Origin of the sequence: Amorphus sp. 3PC139-8 (assembly GCF_040750475.1) — a bacterium.
Taxonomy (GTDB): Bacteria; Pseudomonadota; Alphaproteobacteria; order Rhizobiales; family Amorphaceae; genus Amorphus.
Window position 1 is genome coordinate 19888 of record NZ_JABJVY010000010.1, and the last position, 17805, is coordinate 37692.

Here is a 17805-nt window from a genome sequence, read left to right on the forward strand (position 1 = left end):
CCAAACGGCTTCCTAGAGTAAGTCCTTATCGCTCGAATTGACTCACTCAAGTTATTGAATCTAAAGCCATTTTCTCTCACTCGGGTATTTCCATCTCAGTGGAAAAGGCTCTAATACCGTCGAGTAGGGCACTCTTCCTCCTTCGAGGTTTTTCCTCAAACGGTGCAAACAGCCATTTTGGGATGCTATCGTTTGAGGCGTCGAAATCCCAATGGATTCAGGCCAAAAGGTCCCGACGAGGGGCGCGTCCGACCGGGCTCAGCCTTTCGAGCAGCAGCGCTTCGGGCCCCGAATTGGACCGCGCGATGAAGCGCCAGATCTCGTAAGTCATTGAGAAAATTGGTGTGCCCACTCGACACATCGTGCTGGTGGAGCAGGTTGAACCCGTCCCGACAGATCGCGATCCCCTGTGAGGCTCTCCTGGGCTTTCATAAGTGCCTGGGATCCGTTCCCGCCGACGTTCCAACCTACCTGATCAGACGGAGCGCTACGCGTGGGAGGGAGACCGCATAGGGTTCGACCTGATAGATCGAATTGTCTGTTGCCATCACCACCCAGTCGGAAGCCCGCCGCGACAGCGCGCCTTCGAAACCGTCGGCCGAGAGTGCGCCGAGGAACGCGTCATAATCGGCCATGGGCTGTCTTCTTCGGTAATCGCTCCCCGCGAACTTCCTGATCAGCCCTTGGTGGAAAATCCGTCTGCGGCGTGCCGAAGCTCCAGCAGTTCGCGCAGGGCGTCCTGCAGCCCTCCTTCGGCGGGCGCCTCGCGAGGGAGTGCGCCCATGGCGTCCTGCACATCGGCGATCCTGTCGGCTAGGCCACCGGTTAAGCCGAGCGCGTCCAGCGTCTGGGCGCTTTCCCGCATCTCCGCGGCCCGACGGGCGCCATGCTTCAGGGTGCGTTCGAGGTTGTAGCTGATGATATCCGGCCAGCCGAGGCCAGGATAGCTGGCCGCAAGCGAGCCGATTACGCGATCGTAGCAGCCCGACGCCGTGGCGGCGAGCGCGGCCTCGACCGTCAACGCTTCCAGCCCCTTCACGAAAAGCGAACGGACCATCTTGATCGCCGTGGCCGCGCCTGGCGTGTCGCCGACTTGCTCTTGCCTGAAGCCCAGCGCATCGAGTTCAGGCGCGAGATCGGAAGCGCAGGCGCCGGCAATCAGCACCGGGGTGGAGTGGCCGCGCGGATGGACTGGCGCCATGACCGCCATGTCGAGATAGCTGCCGTCTTGCGCCTCAATAAGCGTCGCTGTCTCACGCTTACGTCCGGGTGATACCGAGTTGATATCGATGAAGACCTGGTTCGGCCGAAGTGCCGGTGCGGCGGTTTTTGCTGCTTCGAGGCTCTGATTGGCCGTAACCGCCGAGATGATCCAGTCGGCTCCCTCCATCGCCTCGGCTGAGTCGGGGCAGAAGCGGATCTCACGCTCCGCGGCGGCGGAGCGGATTTCACCATCGGTCTTCACGTCATAAGCCCCGGTGATTTCCACCCCTTCTTTGGTGGAGAGGCTATCGGTAAAGGCCCGGGCGGCTTCACCAAATCCTATGAATGCGATCTTCAAGGTCATAGTCTCCCTGTTTTGGCGCGGACAGCACGCTTCAGATTGAAAAATAAGGGTATTTACTCCTGCCGCGGGCCGCTCCGGCAGGTCTGGGCCACGCTTTTGTGTGGCGCATTTGGGGGCTCTTCGGCTCTCCCATACGTGGACCAGTCAGAGAAGTGGGTATTGATTTTCCGCAAACGGGAATTGGAAATGCGAAGTCTTCCTGTGTCCGCCGGCCGGACTACATCGTATCGAGCTGCTTCAGTGCTCTTTCGACTGCGCCCAGGAAACTGCGCTGGCCGGGGCTGGGCAGCCAGTCTGCACGGGTGGTGATGCCGATCGGTCGGCTTGTCTCGGGAAGAGGGTAGGGGATGACACCCAGCAAGCCTGCCCGCTCGTCCACTGCGATCTGGCGCCGTGAAAGAAGGGTCAAACGGTCGCTGTCGAGCAGAAGCGACCGGATCAGAACCATCGAAGAGGCCTCGATATCCACCTTCGGCGTAACGTCAATGGAGGCGAATATCTGCTCAAAGGCATCCCGGATCGGAGTACCGTGCCGGGGAATGACCCAGTCCATGCGGGCAAGTTCCTGCCGGGTGACATCGGCCCGGTTGAGCGGGTGATCGGCGCGGCCGACGATGGCATAGGGATTATCGAAAAGCTTGCGCTCGATCACGTGCGGACTTGGCGCCGGGCCCCGCAGGGCACCGAAAAGCATATCGCAATCGCCTCGTGTGAGCGCCGCAAGCATAGCCTCGTAGGCGCCGTCCAGAATCTTGAACTCGAGATCGGGCCGTTCGGCTTTCGCGTAGGAGATTGCCTGGGCAAGGAACGCGGTGCGCACGAGCGGCAGAGTGGCCACGGCAACGCGACCGCCTGTGGATCGTGTGTGGTCGACGATCTCCTCTTCGGCCTGAAAAATTTCGTTCAGCGCCACCTGGCAGCGCCGGGCCAGTTCCCTGCCTTGTTCCGACAGCGTGAAACCGGCGGCCCCGCGCAGGTAGAGCGTGACGCCGATATTGCTCTCCAGATCATGCGCGGCCCTGTGCAGGGTGGAAAGCGAGATCGATTCCGCCTGGGCGGCTTCGCGCAGGGTGCCGTAGCGCGACAGCAGACGGAGCGCCCGCAACTGTACCGCGGTCATCCGCTTGAGAATGGGATCGATCGCGTCGGGCTGCCGTATCAAGCTGCGCCCTCCCACCGCCAGAACCGCTTCTCGCAGTTGCCGGAACAGACGGGCTGCACGGCGATACAGTATCTCGCCCTCGGGCGTGGGAAAGCTGCCGGCGGTTCGCCGGGTGAGCAGTCGCGCAGAGAAGCGTTTTTCCAGCTTGGCGACGGCTTGGGAGATGCCCGGCTGCGACATGTTCATATGGTCGGCCGCCAGGCTGATGGAGCCTGTTTCGCAGATCATATTGAACGCTCTCAGGTGTCTCAAATTGACGGCATTGATGGCCTTCATTCGAAAATAGTTATGGCTTCCAATGGAGCTTTTATGAGCATTCAACTTACCGGGCATGCGAGGAAGCATCAACGAGAGGCCTTGCCTAGCCTGCTGAAGGACGCCGTCCACAGCGGTTGGAGGCCTGCTCCCGAGGGGAGCTGGAGGAAAAACAGCGATACGTCTGCATCGTCGGCAATCTGTCCGGCCATGGTTGGAGACGTCGCTGAATAGCTGCAAATGTGAAAAAAAACATGAGCTCAATGAAGAAAGGCAGGGGGGTGCGAGGAGCGGCGCGCGACTGTCGCAGTCCTTGTTGTTACGCAATGGGAAGGTGCGGGACATGAGCGGCCTTCTCGATGCGCTGTCGATTCTGGCCTCGTTTCAGGGGCTGCTTGCCCTTGTGGCCGGTGCGGCCATCGGAATCGTTGTGGGCGCGTTGCCGGGACTGGGACCTTCCATCGGTATCAGCCTTCTCATCCCGTTTACTTATAACCTGTCGCCTGAGCTCTCGATGCTGCTGCTGATCTCGCTTTATGTGGCCGCCGAGTATGGTGGTTCGGTCAGCGCCATCCTTTTGTCGACGCCAGGCACGGCTGCGGCCGCCGCCACGGCGGTGGATGGCTACGAAATGACCCGGAAGGGGCGTGCGAACGAGGCACTCGGTGTTTCGCTGTCGGCTTCCATGATCGGCGGCGTCGTCGGGGGGATCGCGTTGCTGACGCTGGCGGAACCTCTGGCGCGGATCGCGCTGCAATTCGGCCCCGCGGGATATTTCGCGGTGGCACTGTTCGGGCTGACGTCGGTCGCCGCGCTTTCCAGCGGCTCGCTGATCAAGGGGTTGCTCGGAGCCGTCCTGGGGCTTGTCGTGGCCTTCGTCGGGATCGACCCGATCTCGGGGCTGCCTCGCTTCACCTTCGGCTATTATCAGCTTTACGAGGGGGTGCCGTTCCTGACTGCGTTGATCGGCCTTTTCGCGGTGTCGGAGGCGCTGGTCATTGCCGAAAGTGCTGTCAAGGATGGCCGCCCCGACGTCACCGCCAAAGTGAACCACGTTTTTCTGAAAGCTGCAGAGTGGAAGCGGCTGGCCGGTACGATGCTTTCCGGCTCGGTCATTGGCACCCTGTTGGGCATTCTTCCCGGCGTCGGCGGCAACATCGCGTGCTGGGTGGCGCGTGATTACACCTCTCGTCGCAATCCTGGTCTGAAATTCGGAGAGGGTGAGTCCAAGGGCGTTGCGGCACCGGAAAGCGCGAACAATGCTACCGTCGGCGGGGCGCTGGTGCCGTTGCTGGCCCTCGGTGTGCCCGGTTCGCCGACAACCGCCGTCATCGTCGGCGCGCTCATCATGCATGGGCTCAATCCGGGACCGGACTTGTTCAATCAGGCGCCCGGGCTGGTTTACACTATCCTGTTCGGCGTGATCGCCTCATCGATCGCCCTCTACATCGTGGGCTCGCTCACCTTGCCGGTCATGTCGCGCGTCGTGCGGCTCCCCAATTCGGTGATCGCAGCCGGGATCATGGCCTTCGCGATATTGGGTGCCTTTGCCTTGCGAAACCTGACCTTCGATATCTGGATCACGCTGGGCTTCGGGTTTGTCGGCTATGTCATGAAGAAGCTGAGCTTCCCGGTTGCGCCTGTCGTTCTGGCCATGGTGCTGGGCTATCTGATCGAGATGAATTTCCGGTCGGCGCTCGTTACCTCACAGGGCAGCTACGCGATCTTCGTTACCGATCCGATTAGTCTTCTTTTCCTGCTGCTGTCCCTGGTGAGCCTGTTGCTGCCCGTCTGGCGGCATTGGCGAAAATCTGCGCGCTCAAGCTTGGGGACGGAGCGTAGCTAAGCGCACGAAAGATCATCCACCACCACAATCCACGGGAGGATAATAGTATGACTTTGAAGCTTTTCAGACGGACTTTTTTGGCGACCGCTGCGGCCGCGACATTGGCGCTTGGCATGGCCCCGACCGCCCAGGCGCAGAGCAACTATCCCGACAAGACCGTCAAACTCGTCGTCTGGGCCGGGACGGGGGGCGCGCTCGATGCCTATGGCCGTGAATTGGCCCGATTGCTCGAGGAAAAGGCAGGGTGGGAGACCACGGTGGAAAACCGTCCTGGTGGTTCCGGCGCGGTCGGTGTGGCCACGATCATGGCGCAGCCCGCGGACGGCTATCATTTGCTGATCCTGACGGGCACGCTGACCTTCGGTATCGCCCAAGGACTGATCCCGTTCGAGATCGACGATCTGCGCCTGCTGCGGGCGATGCAGTCGGAGCCATCCTCGCTTGCCGTCGCCGAGGATAGCGAACTCACCTCGGTCAACGATTTCGTCGACTACATGAAGGCCAATCCGAACGGCCTCCGCGTAGGTGGCCACGCGCCTGCGGGCTTCCACCAATATGTGCTTTACCAACTCATGCAGGAGGCCGGTTTCGAGAGCGGCTGGATCCCGCACGATGCATCCGGAAAAGTGCCGCTTGCCTTGCTCGGCGACCATATCGATGCGGCTTTCATGACGCCCTCTTCCGGGTTGAGCCAAGTGACTTCGGGTGATGTGAAATTGCTCGGCATCACCAGCGAGGAGCGTTCGGAATACTTCCCCGATCTGCCCACCTTCGGGGAACAGGGCTTCGATATCGTCGACTCGGTCTGGCGGGGTGTCGCCGTTAAGGCGGGCACGCCGGACGACGTGGTGGCGGAAATCCAGTCTGCGCTGGACAAGGTTACCGCCTCCGACGAGTGGAAGCAGTTTCAGGAAAACCGGAAGCAGAATAGCCCTGACCTGAAGGAAGAAGCTTTCACCGAAATGGCGAAGGGCCAGCTCGAAGGCCAGCGACAGTTCCTGAAGGACGCGGGCATCCTCGAATAAGGCGTTCGAAGACGAAGCGGCGCAGGGCAACTCTGCCCTGCGCTCTCGACAAGACGGAGGGCTGAAATGAAGTGGCAAGGGTATCTTGCCGGCGTGGTGCTGACGGCATTTTTCGGCATCGTGGTCATTCTCGCCCTGAATCTCAGTCCCGCCCACGCGCGCGGCGATGTCGGCGGCGCTTTCCTCCCGGTCATCATCGCCGCCTGCGGGATCGTGCTTTCGCTAACCTATCTGGTTCAGATTTGGAGCAACCGCGACAGCGCGAAGGGCGCCGCGCGCAGGCGAGGCTTGATCTATCTGGGGCTTTTCGGGCTGACGATTGCCCTTATCAAATGGGTGCCGTTGGCGCTCGGCCTTGCTGCGGCGAGCTTGCTGGGAGTCCTCTTGATGGACGGGCCGGAGCGGTGGCTGCGCGCGGGCACGGTGGCCGCCACGGTTTTCGTCACCACATGGTTCGGCTTTGGCTGGCTGTTGGAGTTGCCGTTGCCGTGAAGGCGGTGTCTCTCATGGCAACGGCGAGAGCGGTCTTGATAGGCCCCTGATTGTATCGCGACACTGCATGATGAACCGCCCCGGCATCCCCGGAGGCTGTTTGGTTTAAGTCAGGCCGCCATGGCTTGCTCACCGAGCATGGCGTAGTAGCGTTCCTCGGCTTCGGTGGGCGGGATGTTCCCGATGGGCTCCAGCAGCCTGCGATTGTTGAACCAATCAACCCAGCTTAGCGTCGCGATCTCGACGGCTTCGAAGGAGCGTCAGGGCCCGCGTCGATGAATGACCTCGGCCGTGTAAAGGCCGTTGATCGTCTCGGCGAGAGCGTTGTCGTAGCTGTCGCCTGCGCTGCCGACGGAGGGTTCGATATGGGCTTCGGCGAGACGTTCAGTGTAGCTGATGCTGGAATATTGCGAGCCGCGGTCGCTATGGTGCACCAGTCCGCTGCCGTGGACGGGTCGTCGTTCATGCAGCGCCTGCTCCAGAGCGTCCAGCACGAAGCCGGCATGAGCGGTCCGGCTCACCCGCCAGCCGACGATGCGGCGGGCATAGGCATCGATGACGAAGGCGACGTAGACGAAGCCTGACCAGGTCGAGACGTAGGTGAAATCCGAGAGCCACAGCCTGTTCGGTGCCGGGGCACGGAAGACCCGGTTCACATGGTCGAGCGGGCATGGCGCCGACGTGTTCTGGATCGTCGTCCGGATCGGCTTGCGGCGGATGACGCCTTGGAGAGCTATCCCCTTCATCAGCCGTTCGACGGTACATCGAGCAACATCGACCCCTTCGCGCGTCATCTGTCGCCAGACCTTGCGGGCGCCATAAACCTCGAAGTTCTCGGCGAAGACACGCTCGATCTCCGGCTTCAGCGCCAGGTCCCGCTTCACTCGCGGCGAGAGCTTTGACGGATCAATGAGGTCCTGGCGGTGGAGAGGCGCCTACTGGCGCAGGAGTTGTATCGGGAGATGGGCGAGGATGCGACCTGCTACGTGCCGTGCTCCACGGGTGCCGAGAAGGCGTTCCGCTTCTGCAATGAAACCGGCGGCGGTGTTCCGTCAGAGAGATAGCTGTGCAGATGCTGCCGCTTGCTGGTCTATCGATCGAGGAGATCGAATCCCATAGCGCTGGGCGCTGGTCCGCGGGTGGACAGCTCCATCGGATCACGCAAAGAGCGGCCGTTGGAACGCTCGGTTTGTTACCCTGAGGATTACCCGGGGCCGAGTTTGCGGGCGCGCCGTATGCCGAATTCTCAGCTAAGTCATTGAAAAAATGGTGTGCCCGCTCGGACTCGAACCGAGGACCATTCGATTAAAAGTCGAATGCTCTACCAACTGAGCTACGGGCACCCGAACCGCCCGAGGAGAGGTCCACGAGTTAGGGTTCGATCTCGATCTTCGCCGCGGCCATTCTGGCACCCAGGGCCAGGTTCGGTTGCGATCCGCAAACGACGTGCCGCGAGGTTCGATCGAAGGCAAGGCGACAAGCCGCCCCGCTTGTGCGACGTGCGCCGCACGGGTTTCGGGTAGTGGGTTTGCGACGCCTCGTCAACCGCACGAGGCCAGCCGATCCCCATCCAATCGCGCGAATTGGGCAAATGCGACCTTCACCGCCCGGCCGAGAGTGATTTTCCGCTCAACTTGTTTCGAACAGCTCCGCGTCCAGCGGACGGGATTTTGCGACCCGGTCGATCGCCATCAGGTCGGACAGAAGGTCCGGTAGGGCCTTAAGCGGGACCATGTTGGGCCCGTCCGAGGGTGCACGGTCGGGATCGTCATGGGTCTCCACGAAAACGCCGGCGACACCGACCGCCACGGCGGCGCGCGCCAACACCGGCACGAAACGGCGATCTCCGCCCGAAGCCGAGCCCTGACCGCCCGGCTGTTGCACCGAATGGGTGGCGTCGAAGATCACCGGAGCGCCGGTGGCTGCCAGAATCGGCAGGGCGCGCATATCGGAGACGAGGGTGTTGTAGCCGAAGCTCGCACCGCGCTCGGTGACCAGCACGCGCGTGTTCCCGGCCGCCGTGATCTTTTCCACCACGTTGGCCATGTCCCAAGGCGCCAGGAACTGCCCCTTCTTCACGTTAATCACGGCGCCGGTTTCGGCCGCGGCGATCAGAAGATCGGTCTGTCGGCAGAGAAAAGCCGGAATCTGCATGACGTCGACACATTCCGCGACGGCGACACACTGTTGGCTTTCGTGGACGTCGGTCAGCACCGGCAGTCCGAAACCTTCTCTGATCTCGGCGAAGATCGGAAGCGCAGCCTCCAGTCCCAACCCACGCGCACCGCTGCGGCTGGTCCGGTTGGCCTTGTCGAACGACGTCTTGAACACGCAGCCGATCCCGAGCTTTTCGGTGATCTCCTTCAGCGCCGCCGCCATTTCCAGCACGTGAGCTCGACTTTCCAGGACGCAAGGCCCGGCAATCAGCGACAGCGGGGCGGAATTGGCGAAGCGAACCCCTCGGATCTCCACGTCGGTGTCCGGGGTTTCGACCTCGGGAGTGATCGGGGCGTTCATATCGTCAACTCCAAACTTGGGTTTCGGAGGTTCCTACTCTCCCGGTGCGGGCGCGTCGAGATGAAGCTGGACCACGCAATAGAGTGGAACGCCGAAGGTCGCATCCACGATTCCGCTCCACAGCGCAACCGGCGGGGGCTGCTGGGCCAAAACATCGTGGATCTCATCTAGGTGCCAGCGTGGCTCGCCCCAAATGAAGTCCGCACGCGTGCGGACCCCGGAGCGAAATTCGATCGTCGGATCCTTGCGCGTCAGCCGTCCAATCGCAGGGTGGTAACGGGCGGTTCCCACCATCAGAAAGGAGAAGGTATCGTAAAGCAGCACGCTGGTACGCCCGCAAAGCCGGTCGGCGAGGGCACGAAACAGACTGACGATGGCCGGTCGCGACAGATAAGGCAGGACCCCTTCGGCGATCACAAGGGTTGGTGCATCCGGTAGCTCCAACGCGACGAGCCAGTCGGTCGTTTCGAGGGAGGCGGCGATGCGTCGTCTGCGTGCGTCTGCCGGTACGACCCGGCGATGGAGCTCGGTCACCGCCGGCAGATCGACCTCGATCCAGGTCGCATCGCTCGCTCCGCACCGCTCGAAGGCCGTAGAAAAGCCGGCCCCGAGGTCCAGGACGACCGCGTTTTCGTGTTCAGCCAGAAAGCGTTTCGTCAGCCGATCGAGCAGGCGTGAGCGGATGATGAAACCGAGAATGCTCAAGGGATCGGAGATCACCGAGGTGGGCTCGATTCCCAACGTTTCCATCGCGCGTTCGGCCGCCACGTCGGCAAACCCGGCCGCCGGGAATAGACGGCGGGCAAGGGCGCGCGCAGCAAGCGGCACCAGAAGCGTCTGGGACACACCGGAAAGACCGAGATCGCAACTCTCGCGCACCGTCGTCCTCCCCTGAGCAACGGAGCATTGCACCGACTCTTGTGATCGGTTCGCAGGCTCGCGTCCAGACGGACCAAAAGCCGCGGCGTCCTCCCATTGGAGCAGGATGCAACATTACCGAAAAGAGCAGGGGCCGTGGGACGCGCAGATCAAGATGCATCCTGGCCGATTAGCGATTGCTGGTCAGTACTTCTTCGGCACTTGGCTCGATCCAGTTGGATGACACATCGTCATCGGCCTCGTTGGCGGCGTCGCCATCAGCGCCGACCTCTTCGTCATCAGCTTCTTCGCGCTGGCGATTCCACATTTGCGCATAGACGCCACCGTGCTCGATCAGCTCCAGATGCGTGCCACGCTCGACGATACGGCCGGCCTCCAACACCAGAATTTCGTCGGCACGTACGATCGTGGAAAGCCGGTGCGCAATGACGAGCGTGGTGCGATTTTCCGAGACGCGGTCAAGCGCCGCCTGGATTTCCTGCTCGGTGCGGCTGTCGAGGGCGGAGGTCGCCTCGTCAAGAATCAGGATCGGCGGGCCTTTCAGGATGGTTCGAGCGATCGCGACACGCTGCTTCTCGCCGCCGGAGAGCTTCAGTCCCCGCTCGCCGACCTCGGTCCGATAGCCCTGGGGCAGAGTTTCGATGAAATCCGCGATTTGGGCCATTTCCGCGGCCTGGTGAACTTCCGCGTCGGTGGCGTCGGGACGGCCGTAGCGGATATTATACGCGATGGTGTCGTTGAAGAGCACGGTGTCCTGCGGAACGATGCCGATCGCCGCGCGCACCGACTGCTGGCTAACGTCCCGCACATCCTGGCCGTCGATGCGGATATGGCCGTCGGTCACGTCGTAAAAGCGATAAAGCAGCCGTGAGATCGTGGACTTGCCGGCCCCCGAAGGCCCGACCAGCGCCACGGTGTGGCCCGGCGGCACTTCGAAAGAGACGTCCTTCAGGATCTTCCGGTCGGGGTCGTAGTTGAAGAAGACGTGCTCGAACCCGATCGCGCCATCCGTGACGGAAAGCGCCGGCGCATTGGGCTTGTCGCGCACCTCCGGGTCCACGTCGAGCACGCCGAACATGGCCTCGATGTCGGCCAGCGCCTGCTTGATCTCCCGGTAGACGAAGCCGATGAAATTCAGGGGGATGGAGAGCTGAATCAGGAGCGCGTTGATCATGACGAAGTCGCCGATGGACTGTGTGCCGGCCATCACCGCGCGCGCCGACATCACCATGCAGGTGGTCATACCGATCGCGAAGATGAACGTTTGGCCCAGGTTCAGCCAGGCGAGCGACGTCCAGATCCGGATCGCTGCCCCTTCGTAGCGCGCCATGGACTCGTCGAAGCGCGCCGTCTCCATCGCCTCGTTGTTGAAATATTTCACTGTCTCGAAATTCAGGAGCGAGTCGATCGCCTTGGAGTTGGCGTCGGTGTCGGACTCGTTCATCTCCCGGCGAATCCGGATGCGCCAGTCGGATGCCGCCAAGGTGAAGGTCATGTAGGAGACGACGGTGAGGGCGATGACGAGCAGGTACCAGAGGTCGAATTGGTAGGCGACGACCACGGCCACCAGCGCGAACTCCAGGATCGTCGGCAGGGTGTTCAGGATCGTGAAGCGGACAATCGTCTCGATGCCCTTGGTGCCGCGCTCGATGATCCTCGACAGCCCGCCGGTCCGTCGCTTCAGATGAAAGCGCAGCGACAAGTCGTGGAGGTGCACGAAGGTGCGATAGGCCATGCCGCGCACGGCATGCTGGCCGACCCGGGCGAACAGAGCGTCGCGCACCTGGTTGAAGGTCATCATCAGGATGCGGCCGGCGCCATAGGCCATCACCAGCATGATCGGCACGCTCAGGAAGCCAGGGACCCCCGCGCCGCCGTCCGATTGCGGGGCCGTGAGCGCGTCCGTCGCCCATTTGTAGGCGTAGGGGACGAGGACGGTGATGACTTTGCCAAGGACGAGCGCCAGAATCGCGATCATGACGCGGCGCTTAAGGTCCGGACGAGTGGACGGCCACATGTAGGGCCAAAGCGCCTGGATTGCGCGCAGAAGCTGGCCACGGTCGGCCGTGACGCGCTTTCGAGGATCAGACGATGAGGTCATAACGAACTCTAGAGCGCCGGCCGAATAAGGAAGGCAACGACGGCGAATGCCGTACGATGCGGTCGGGTTCGGCCGGGAAGAAAAAGGGCGAACGGATGGCGCGGGACCCGATGGCGTCTCGAAGTTCCGACCCGCGACCGGCCAGCCTCTTAGGGCATCGTCGCGCGTCGCTAGCTAGGAGAGAACGTAACCGCGCAGCTCGTTTTAGAACGTCTATTGTCTCTGAGATATACGACCCCGCCGCCCGGCATCAAGCGCGGGCGGCGGTTCGCTCTCATTCGGCAGGCTGTGGAAGGCCGGGACCGCTAGGTGACGGATTGCTACTCGAACCTTCCGTTCCTCCGCCGGAACGATCATCTGGCTTGCCGCGGCCACGGATGCGTCTCCAGAGCGCGCCGGCCTTGCTGCTCCAGACCGAAGGGGCGGCAAGTGCCACCGGGACCACGACCAGCGTCAACAACGTGGAAAAGCCGAGACCGAAGATGATCGCGGTCGAAAGCTGGACCCACCAGATCGAGGTTATGCCGCCGACCGCAATGGTGCGGTTGATGAAGTCCAGATTGATCTCCGTCGCCATCGGCACCAGGCCCGCGATCGTGGTGATCGTGGTCAGCATGATCGGGCGCAACCGCTGGGCGGCGGTCTTCAGGACGGCCATCACCGGGTCGGCCACGTCCTCGCGCATGCGGTTGTAGGTGTCGATCAGCACGATGGCGTTGTTCACCACGATGCCGGCCAACGCCACCACGCCTGTACCGGTCATGATGATGGAGAATTTCTGCCCGGTGATCGTCATCCCGATCAGCACGCCGACCACGGACAGCACCACGGTGAACAGCGTAATCGCGGTCTGATAAAACGAGTTGTATTGGGTCACCAGGATGATGAACATCAAGAACAGCGAGCCCAGCATCGCCCGCATCAGGAATTCGCCGGACTCCTTCTGATCCTCGTCGGCACCACGGAACCGAAAGGAGACCCCGGACGGCCAGTCCTGGCTGTCGAGCCATTCCTGCATCTCGCCGATGATGACGTTCTGGTCGTAGCCTTCGCTCTCGATCACGTCCGCCTTGACGTTCATGGCGTAGGAGCCGTCCTTGCGGGTGATCGACGACACTCGCGGTGCCGGCGCCACCTTCACGAAGTTCGAAATCGGAACCATGCCGTTCGGCGTCTTGAGCCGGAGGCTCTCGAACTGGTCGATGGTGCGCTGATCCTCCGGGAAGCGGACGCGGATATCGATCTCGTCGTCGGAATCGTCCGGTCGGTAGGTGCCGATGAGGACGCCGGTGGTCACGAGCTGCACCATCGACCCGACCGGAGCGATCGCCGCGTTGAAGCGCCCGGCTTCTTCGCGGTTGATGTCGAGCTGCCATTCGATGCCGGGCAGGGGGCGGTCGTCTTCGATATCGCGTAGGCCGACAACCGTTTCGAAGTGCCGGCGCAGATCTCCGGTCACCTGCTTGACGGTGTCGTAGGTGTTGCTCTTGACCTCCAGCTGGATGTCCTTGCCGGTCGGCGGCCCTCCTTCGATCTTGCGGACCTCTGTCTTGATGCCGGGGATCGGCGCGGTGCGCTGGCGGATCTCCTCGAAGATCTCCGCCGATTTGCGCCGGCAGCAGAAATCGGCGAGTTCGAGCTGCAATTCGCCGATCACGTCGGCCGGCTTGTCGTTGACGCCGTCGAGCTTGAACCCTTCGCCGGAGGAGCCGCCGCTCGGATAGGCGTTCATGACGACATTTTCCACGCCGTCGATCGCCAGCACTTCCTGCTCGACTCGTGACACCAGATTGAGGGCTTCGGACGCAGACATGTTGCCGCGGCCGGAAACCAGCACGACAGCGACATCCGGTTCTTCATCCACGAAGAACTCCACGCCCTCGGCGTTCTGGGCAAACGCCATGATGGCGCCGGCCGAGACCCCAACGATTGCCACCAGCGTCACCATGTTGCCGGCGACGGTGCCGGCGAGCCAGTGCAGGCCACGGACATAGAGACCGGTCAGACCGGGAATGTGATCGGGATCGAGGTCTTCCGCCGCACTCAGACGCTTCGCCGCCGCCTGTTCTTCGGCGGAGGCTCTACCGCGCCCGAAAATGCCGCCGGCGACCGGCAGGAAGATCATCGCCGTGACCAGCGCCGCCGTCAGAACGATGATCACCATGATCGGCAGATAGCTCATGAACTCGCCGGCGACGCCGGGCCACAGCAGCATCGGCAGGAAGGCGGCCAGCGTGGTCGCGGTGGAGGAGGTGATCGGCCAGAACATCAGCCGCGCGGCGCGGATATAGGCCTCCTTGCGCGGCATGCCCTCCACGATCTTGCGATCGGCATATTCCACGATGACGATGGCGCCATCGACCAGCATGCCCACGGTGAGCACCAGGCCGAACATGACCATCATGTTCACCGTCATGCCGAGCGCGGTCAGGATCAGAAAGCCGAGCAGGAAGGAGGTCGGTATGGCGAGCCCGACGAGCAGGGCGGAGCGCACCCCGAGGGCGGCGACCACCACGATCATCACCAGGCAGATCGCCGTAATGATGGACGACTCCAGCGATCCCAGCACTTCGTAGATGAAACTCGACTGGTCCAGCAGGTAGTCGGTGCGGATCGTTGAAGGCCAATCCTTCGAGGCCTCGGCGACCACCGCCCGCACCGCATCGTTGTTCTCGATGATGTTGGTGCCGAGCCGCTTGACCACGTTGATGGCAATCGCAGGCTTGCCGTTCACCATCGTGTAGCTGGACGGGTCCTTGAAGGTGCGGCGGACGTCGGCGATGTCGTCCAGCGTCACGACACCCTCGGCGTTCTGCTTGATCGGTAGCGAGAACACGTCCTCGCGGGTTTCCACGAGCCCAGGCACCTTCACCTGGAAGCGTCCTCGGCCGGTATCCAGGAAGCCGGCGGGCACGAGCTGGTTGTTCTGGGTGAGCGCGCTTAGGAGCTCGTCCTGGGTCACGCCGTAGGATTCCAGCGCCGTGCGATCGATGACGACTTCCAGAAGCTCCTCGCGATGACCTGCTAGGTTGGCCTCGCGCACCGACGGGATCGCCTCGATTTCGTCCTTGAGCTGACGGGCGAGGCGATAGAGCGTGCGCTCCGGGACGTCGCCCGAAAGGGCGACTGTAATCGTCGGCACCAGCGAGAAGTTGGTCTCGTGGATGACTGGCTCATCCGCTTCCGTCGGCAGGTCCGCCTTGGCCTGGTCGACCTTGTCGCGAACATCGGCCAGTGCCGTATCCTTGTCGAAATCGGCCTCGAACTCCAACACGATTCCGGCGTGGCCCTCCGCCGCGATCGCCGTCAATTCCTTTAGTCCATCGAGGCTCCTGAGATCGGTCTCCATCGGCCGAATGAGCAGGCGTTCGGCGTCCTCCGGCGAAATCCCCTGCTGGCCGATCGAGACGTAGAACACCGGTACGTCGATGTCCGGGTTCGCCTCTTTCGGAATGGCCAGATAGGAGAAAATGCCGGCAACGATGCTGACGACCATGATCGTCAGCACCGTTCGTCGATGGCGGATAATCTGTTCGAGAGCGTCGATCACGAGCGCGCTCCGATCTTCACGGTCCCGGCGGGAACCGGTTCGACCTCTTCGCCCTCGACGACGTAGTCCTGGCCCACCGTGATGACCGTGACGGTGTCCGGAAGACCGTCGACCCAAATGCCGCCGGTGTCCTGGCCAAGGATCGTCACCGGCTGAAAATGGACCTTGTTGTCGTCGTCCACGGTGCGCACTCCGACCGCGCCACTGTCGGCAAGGGTGAGTACGCCCGGCGACAGGCGATGCGCGCTAATGGCCGGCAGCGGGATATCGGCGAGCGCCGTCACGCCGTCGCGCAAGGTCGCGTCGGGGTTCGGAACCTCGATTTCGACGGTGAAGGTGCGGGTGTCGGGATCGGCTGCCTTGGATATGAACGTGATGTCGCCGCTCACCGTTTCGCCGGTCACCAGCGAGACAGTGGCGCCCATTCCGGAGGAGAGCTTGCCGATGTCGCGCTCTGAGATCTGTCCGGTCACCGTCATCGGGTCGACGTCGATGATCGTCGCGCAAACATCACCGACCGACAGCATCTCGCCTGTTTCCGTCATCGGGCTTTCGACCGTTCCGGCGACGGGAGCGAGGATGGAGGTCCGGTCGAGTTCGAGTTGCGCCTCGTCGACGGTCGCGTTCGCCGCGTCCAGCGCAGCCTTGGTGGCAGCCACGCGGGTGTCGGATTCGAACTGGCGTTCCCTCAGTTTGCTTGCCGCTTCGTAGTCGAGCTTCGCGCGCGCAGCCTCGGCTTTGGCCTTCAGGAGCTGGGACTCGCGTACGCCCTTGTCGAGTTGGCACAAGAGATCGCCTTCGGCCACGGCGTCGCCGGCGGAGACTCGGCGTTCGGCGACCCGGCCGCGGGTTTCCGCGCGAACGGGCACTCGAGCGTCAGCCTCGGTCCGGCCGCGCATTTTCAGGGTCGTGCGGCGCGGTTCGGCGGTGATGGTGGTCACCTCCACACGGAACGGTTCGGCTTCCGCCTGCGCGGTCCGTTCTGCCGGCGGCGGAACTGCATTCTCGGAGTTCGCCTGTCCGCCGATCACCACGTCGCCGGTGCTCATCCACCCGGCGATCGCGGCGGTGATGACCGCAGCCGCGACGAATGATCCGTTGATCTTGAAGCGCATGAAGTCGGTCCTCTCCGAAAGCCGCTCAGCTCACCGCGAGCGGGCTTTGAGGCATGGTGGCGTCGTCGCGCGCGAGCGCTTCCAGCGCATCGCGATGGGCGCGCAGATAGCGAAGGGAATTCGTCATGCAATTGAGGCCGTATGAGGCGATCCAGCGCGAGCCGGGGTTCTCGTAGGCCTCGATGATCTGGCCGAGGTGGGCGACCTCTTGCTCCAACTCGTCGATCTTCTTGTCGATGGCATGGGCGATATGCGCGCGGGGCAGGAGCTCCGCGTTCATGGCGACCAGAAGGAACGGAGAGCGGAACAAATCCTCTTCGGGCTCCGCCATCAGCGCCTCCACCAGGGCGGCCCGCCCGGCTTCGGTGACGGAGTAGATCTTGCGTGCCGGCTTGCCGGTCTGGGTTTCCTCCCGCACCGTTACCAGCCCGTCCGCCTCCAGCCGCGACAGCGCCGGATAGATCGAGCCGAAGCTGGCATCGACGAAATAGCTGTACTCACCCTCCACGGACATCTTCTTGATCTCGTAGCCGGTGGCATCACCGTGTTGAAGAATGGCGAGGCAAAGGGTGCGGACGTTCATTTTCATCTCAGTCTGAAACCGTGTGCTTTCCCGTGGCCGCTCGATGCAGCATATTCATGGCCGATATATGTTGATCATGCATATGCTGATCCGAAATACGAAGCGCAAGGGCTTTCGGATCACACGTTTGCGCGCTGCGATATGAACGCCTTGCGACCGCCATGCGACTGCGCGCCGCAAACTGGCCTCTGGCCGCCCCGTGGGCCGCGCACTATTTTCGATTCAATCGATCAAACGTCTTTGCTGGGAGAATCCTATGGAGCGCGATCGCGGAGAGCTCTTGCGCTTTCTTCTACGCCACTGGCTCGTGGGAGCGGCCGCGACCGTGGTTGTTGTCGCCGCTCTGTTCGCGTTCGATCTTGGAGGCCTCCGAGGACTGGTGATGTCCTCCTCGAACCCGGTGCTGCCGATCGTAATGCTGCTTTTCGGCTTCCTCGTCACGTTGACCAGTGCGTCCATGGGCGCAGCAATCATGAGCCTTGGGGAAGAGAAGGGACCGCGTCCGCCACGCCGGCCCCACCGTGTCGCTGATCCTGTGCTTGTGCCCGTGCCTGTGCGCGTTGCACGAGGGCGCGACTGAGAGGTTGCCCAGACGGTTCTAAGCCCAAGGCCGATAGTACGAATGAAAATGCCGGTCTCTGAGAGACCGGCATTTTTGTTTTCGATGATGAGGTCTCAGAAGCGTTTCGAGGCCCAGTGGAAACCGGTTGGCC

At 62.4% G+C, this 17805-nt stretch carries 13 protein-coding genes, 1 tRNA gene and 1 pseudogene; 4 read left to right on the forward strand and 11 right to left on the reverse strand.

The features are described from left to right. Positions 1 to 467: 467 nt before the first annotated feature. The 3 genes from HNS03_RS11185 to HNS03_RS11195 all read right to left on the reverse strand — a co-directional run bounded on the left by HNS03_RS11185 (position 468) and on the right by HNS03_RS11195 (position 3005). A complete protein-coding gene (locus tag HNS03_RS11185) occupies positions 468 to 635 on the reverse strand; it encodes a hypothetical protein (RefSeq protein WP_367195345.1) in 168 nt (55 codons plus the stop codon). A 41-nt stretch (positions 636 to 676) separates the two neighbouring features. Next, a complete protein-coding gene (locus HNS03_RS11190) occupies positions 677 to 1567 on the reverse strand; it encodes a DUF1932 domain-containing protein (protein WP_367195347.1) in 891 nt (296 codons plus the stop codon). Between the two features lie 217 nt (positions 1568 to 1784). Then, entirely contained in the window at positions 1785 to 3005 is a 1221-nt protein-coding gene (locus HNS03_RS11195) for a LysR family transcriptional regulator (RefSeq protein WP_367195348.1), read from the reverse strand. A gap of 322 nt (positions 3006 to 3327) precedes the next feature. On the opposite strand from HNS03_RS11195, the gene HNS03_RS11200 reads away from it, so the two are divergent. The 3 genes from HNS03_RS11200 (at position 3328) to HNS03_RS11210 (ending at position 6347) form a co-directional block, all read left to right on the forward strand. Continuing rightward, a complete protein-coding gene (locus HNS03_RS11200; RefSeq protein ID WP_367195350.1) occupies positions 3328 to 4830 on the forward strand; it encodes a tripartite tricarboxylate transporter permease in 1503 nt (500 codons plus the stop codon). Positions 4831 to 4883: 53 nt separating this feature from the next. After that, positions 4884 to 5855, forward strand: coding sequence for a Bug family tripartite tricarboxylate transporter substrate binding protein (locus tag HNS03_RS11205; protein ID WP_367195531.1), 972 nt, complete (start codon positions 4884 to 4886; stop codon positions 5853 to 5855). Positions 5856 to 5921: 66 nt separating this feature from the next. Beyond that, the gene (locus HNS03_RS11210; protein WP_367195352.1) at positions 5922 to 6347 is read left to right on the forward strand and encodes a tripartite tricarboxylate transporter TctB family protein; all 426 of its coding nucleotides are present in this window, start codon (positions 5922 to 5924) and stop codon (positions 6345 to 6347) included. Between the two features lie 110 nt (positions 6348 to 6457). On the opposite strand, the pseudogene HNS03_RS11215 reads toward HNS03_RS11210, so the two are convergent. The 8 genes and pseudogenes from HNS03_RS11215 to HNS03_RS11250 form a co-directional block, all read right to left on the reverse strand. Then, positions 6458 to 7246 (reverse strand): annotated as a pseudogene (locus HNS03_RS11215) (IS3 family transposase); the annotation flags it as partial. A gap of 368 nt (positions 7247 to 7614) precedes the next feature. Then, a tRNA-Lys gene (locus HNS03_RS11220) sits at positions 7615 to 7690 on the reverse strand. 286 nt (positions 7691 to 7976) lie between these two features. Then, positions 7977 to 8864, reverse strand: coding sequence for a 3-deoxy-8-phosphooctulonate synthase (kdsA, locus tag HNS03_RS11225; protein ID WP_367195353.1), 888 nt, complete (start codon positions 8862 to 8864; stop codon positions 7977 to 7979). A 33-nt stretch (positions 8865 to 8897) separates the two neighbouring features. After that, positions 8898 to 9743 carry a class I SAM-dependent methyltransferase gene (locus HNS03_RS11230; RefSeq protein WP_367195355.1) on the reverse strand — a complete coding sequence of 282 codons (846 nt, stop codon included), beginning with the start codon at positions 9741 to 9743 and terminating at the stop codon, positions 8898 to 8900. 169 nt (positions 9744 to 9912) lie between these two features. Beyond that, positions 9913 to 11844, reverse strand: a complete 1932-nt coding sequence (locus HNS03_RS11235) for an ABC transporter ATP-binding protein/permease (protein ID WP_367195356.1) — start codon at positions 11842 to 11844, stop codon at positions 9913 to 9915. 274 nt (positions 11845 to 12118) lie between these two features. Continuing rightward, a complete protein-coding gene (locus HNS03_RS11240) occupies positions 12119 to 15394 on the reverse strand; it encodes an efflux RND transporter permease subunit (RefSeq protein ID WP_367195358.1) in 3276 nt (1091 codons plus the stop codon). Continuing rightward, positions 15391 to 16509, reverse strand: coding sequence for an efflux RND transporter periplasmic adaptor subunit (locus HNS03_RS11245; RefSeq protein WP_367195359.1), 1119 nt, complete (start codon positions 16507 to 16509; stop codon positions 15391 to 15393). The genes HNS03_RS11240 and HNS03_RS11245 overlap by 4 nt, the downstream gene beginning before the upstream one ends. Positions 16510 to 16534: 25 nt before the next feature. Beyond that, positions 16535 to 17092, reverse strand: a complete 558-nt coding sequence (locus HNS03_RS11250) for a PadR family transcriptional regulator (protein ID WP_367195361.1) — start codon at positions 17090 to 17092, stop codon at positions 16535 to 16537. A 256-nt stretch (positions 17093 to 17348) separates the two neighbouring features. Between HNS03_RS11250 and HNS03_RS11255 the strand changes: the two genes are divergently transcribed. Beyond that, positions 17349 to 17672 carry a hypothetical protein gene (locus HNS03_RS11255; protein ID WP_367195362.1) on the forward strand — a complete coding sequence of 108 codons (324 nt, stop codon included), beginning with the start codon at positions 17349 to 17351 and terminating at the stop codon, positions 17670 to 17672. Positions 17673 to 17805: the final 133 nt, after the last annotated feature.

Bases quoted from the DNA above. Each gene is read 5' to 3' on its own strand.
- HNS03_RS11185 (WP_367195345.1), bottom strand. From the start codon at position 635: ATGGCCGATTATGACGCGTTCCTCGGCGCACTCTCGGCCGACGGTTTC.
- HNS03_RS11190 (WP_367195347.1), bottom strand. From the start codon at position 1,567: ATGACCTTGAAGATCGCATTCATAGGATTTGGTGAAGCCGCCCGGGCC.
- HNS03_RS11195 (WP_367195348.1), bottom strand. From the start codon at position 3,005: ATGAAGGCCATCAATGCCGTCAATTTGAGACACCTGAGAGCGTTCAAT.
- HNS03_RS11200 (WP_367195350.1), top strand. From the start codon at position 3,328: ATGAGCGGCCTTCTCGATGCGCTGTCGATTCTGGCCTCGTTTCAGGGG.
- HNS03_RS11210 (WP_367195352.1), top strand. From the start codon at position 5,922: ATGAAGTGGCAAGGGTATCTTGCCGGCGTGGTGCTGACGGCATTTTTC.
- kdsA (WP_367195353.1), bottom strand. From the start codon at position 8,864: ATGAACGCCCCGATCACTCCCGAGGTCGAAACCCCGGACACCGACGTG.
- HNS03_RS11235 (WP_367195356.1), bottom strand. From the start codon at position 11,844: ATGACCTCATCGTCTGATCCTCGAAAGCGCGTCACGGCCGACCGTGGC.
- HNS03_RS11245 (WP_367195359.1), bottom strand. From the start codon at position 16,509: ATGCGCTTCAAGATCAACGGATCATTCGTCGCGGCTGCGGTCATCACC.
- HNS03_RS11250 (WP_367195361.1), bottom strand. From the start codon at position 17,092: ATGAACGTCCGCACCCTTTGCCTCGCCATTCTTCAACACGGTGATGCC.
- HNS03_RS11255 (WP_367195362.1), top strand. From the start codon at position 17,349: ATGGAGCGCGATCGCGGAGAGCTCTTGCGCTTTCTTCTACGCCACTGG.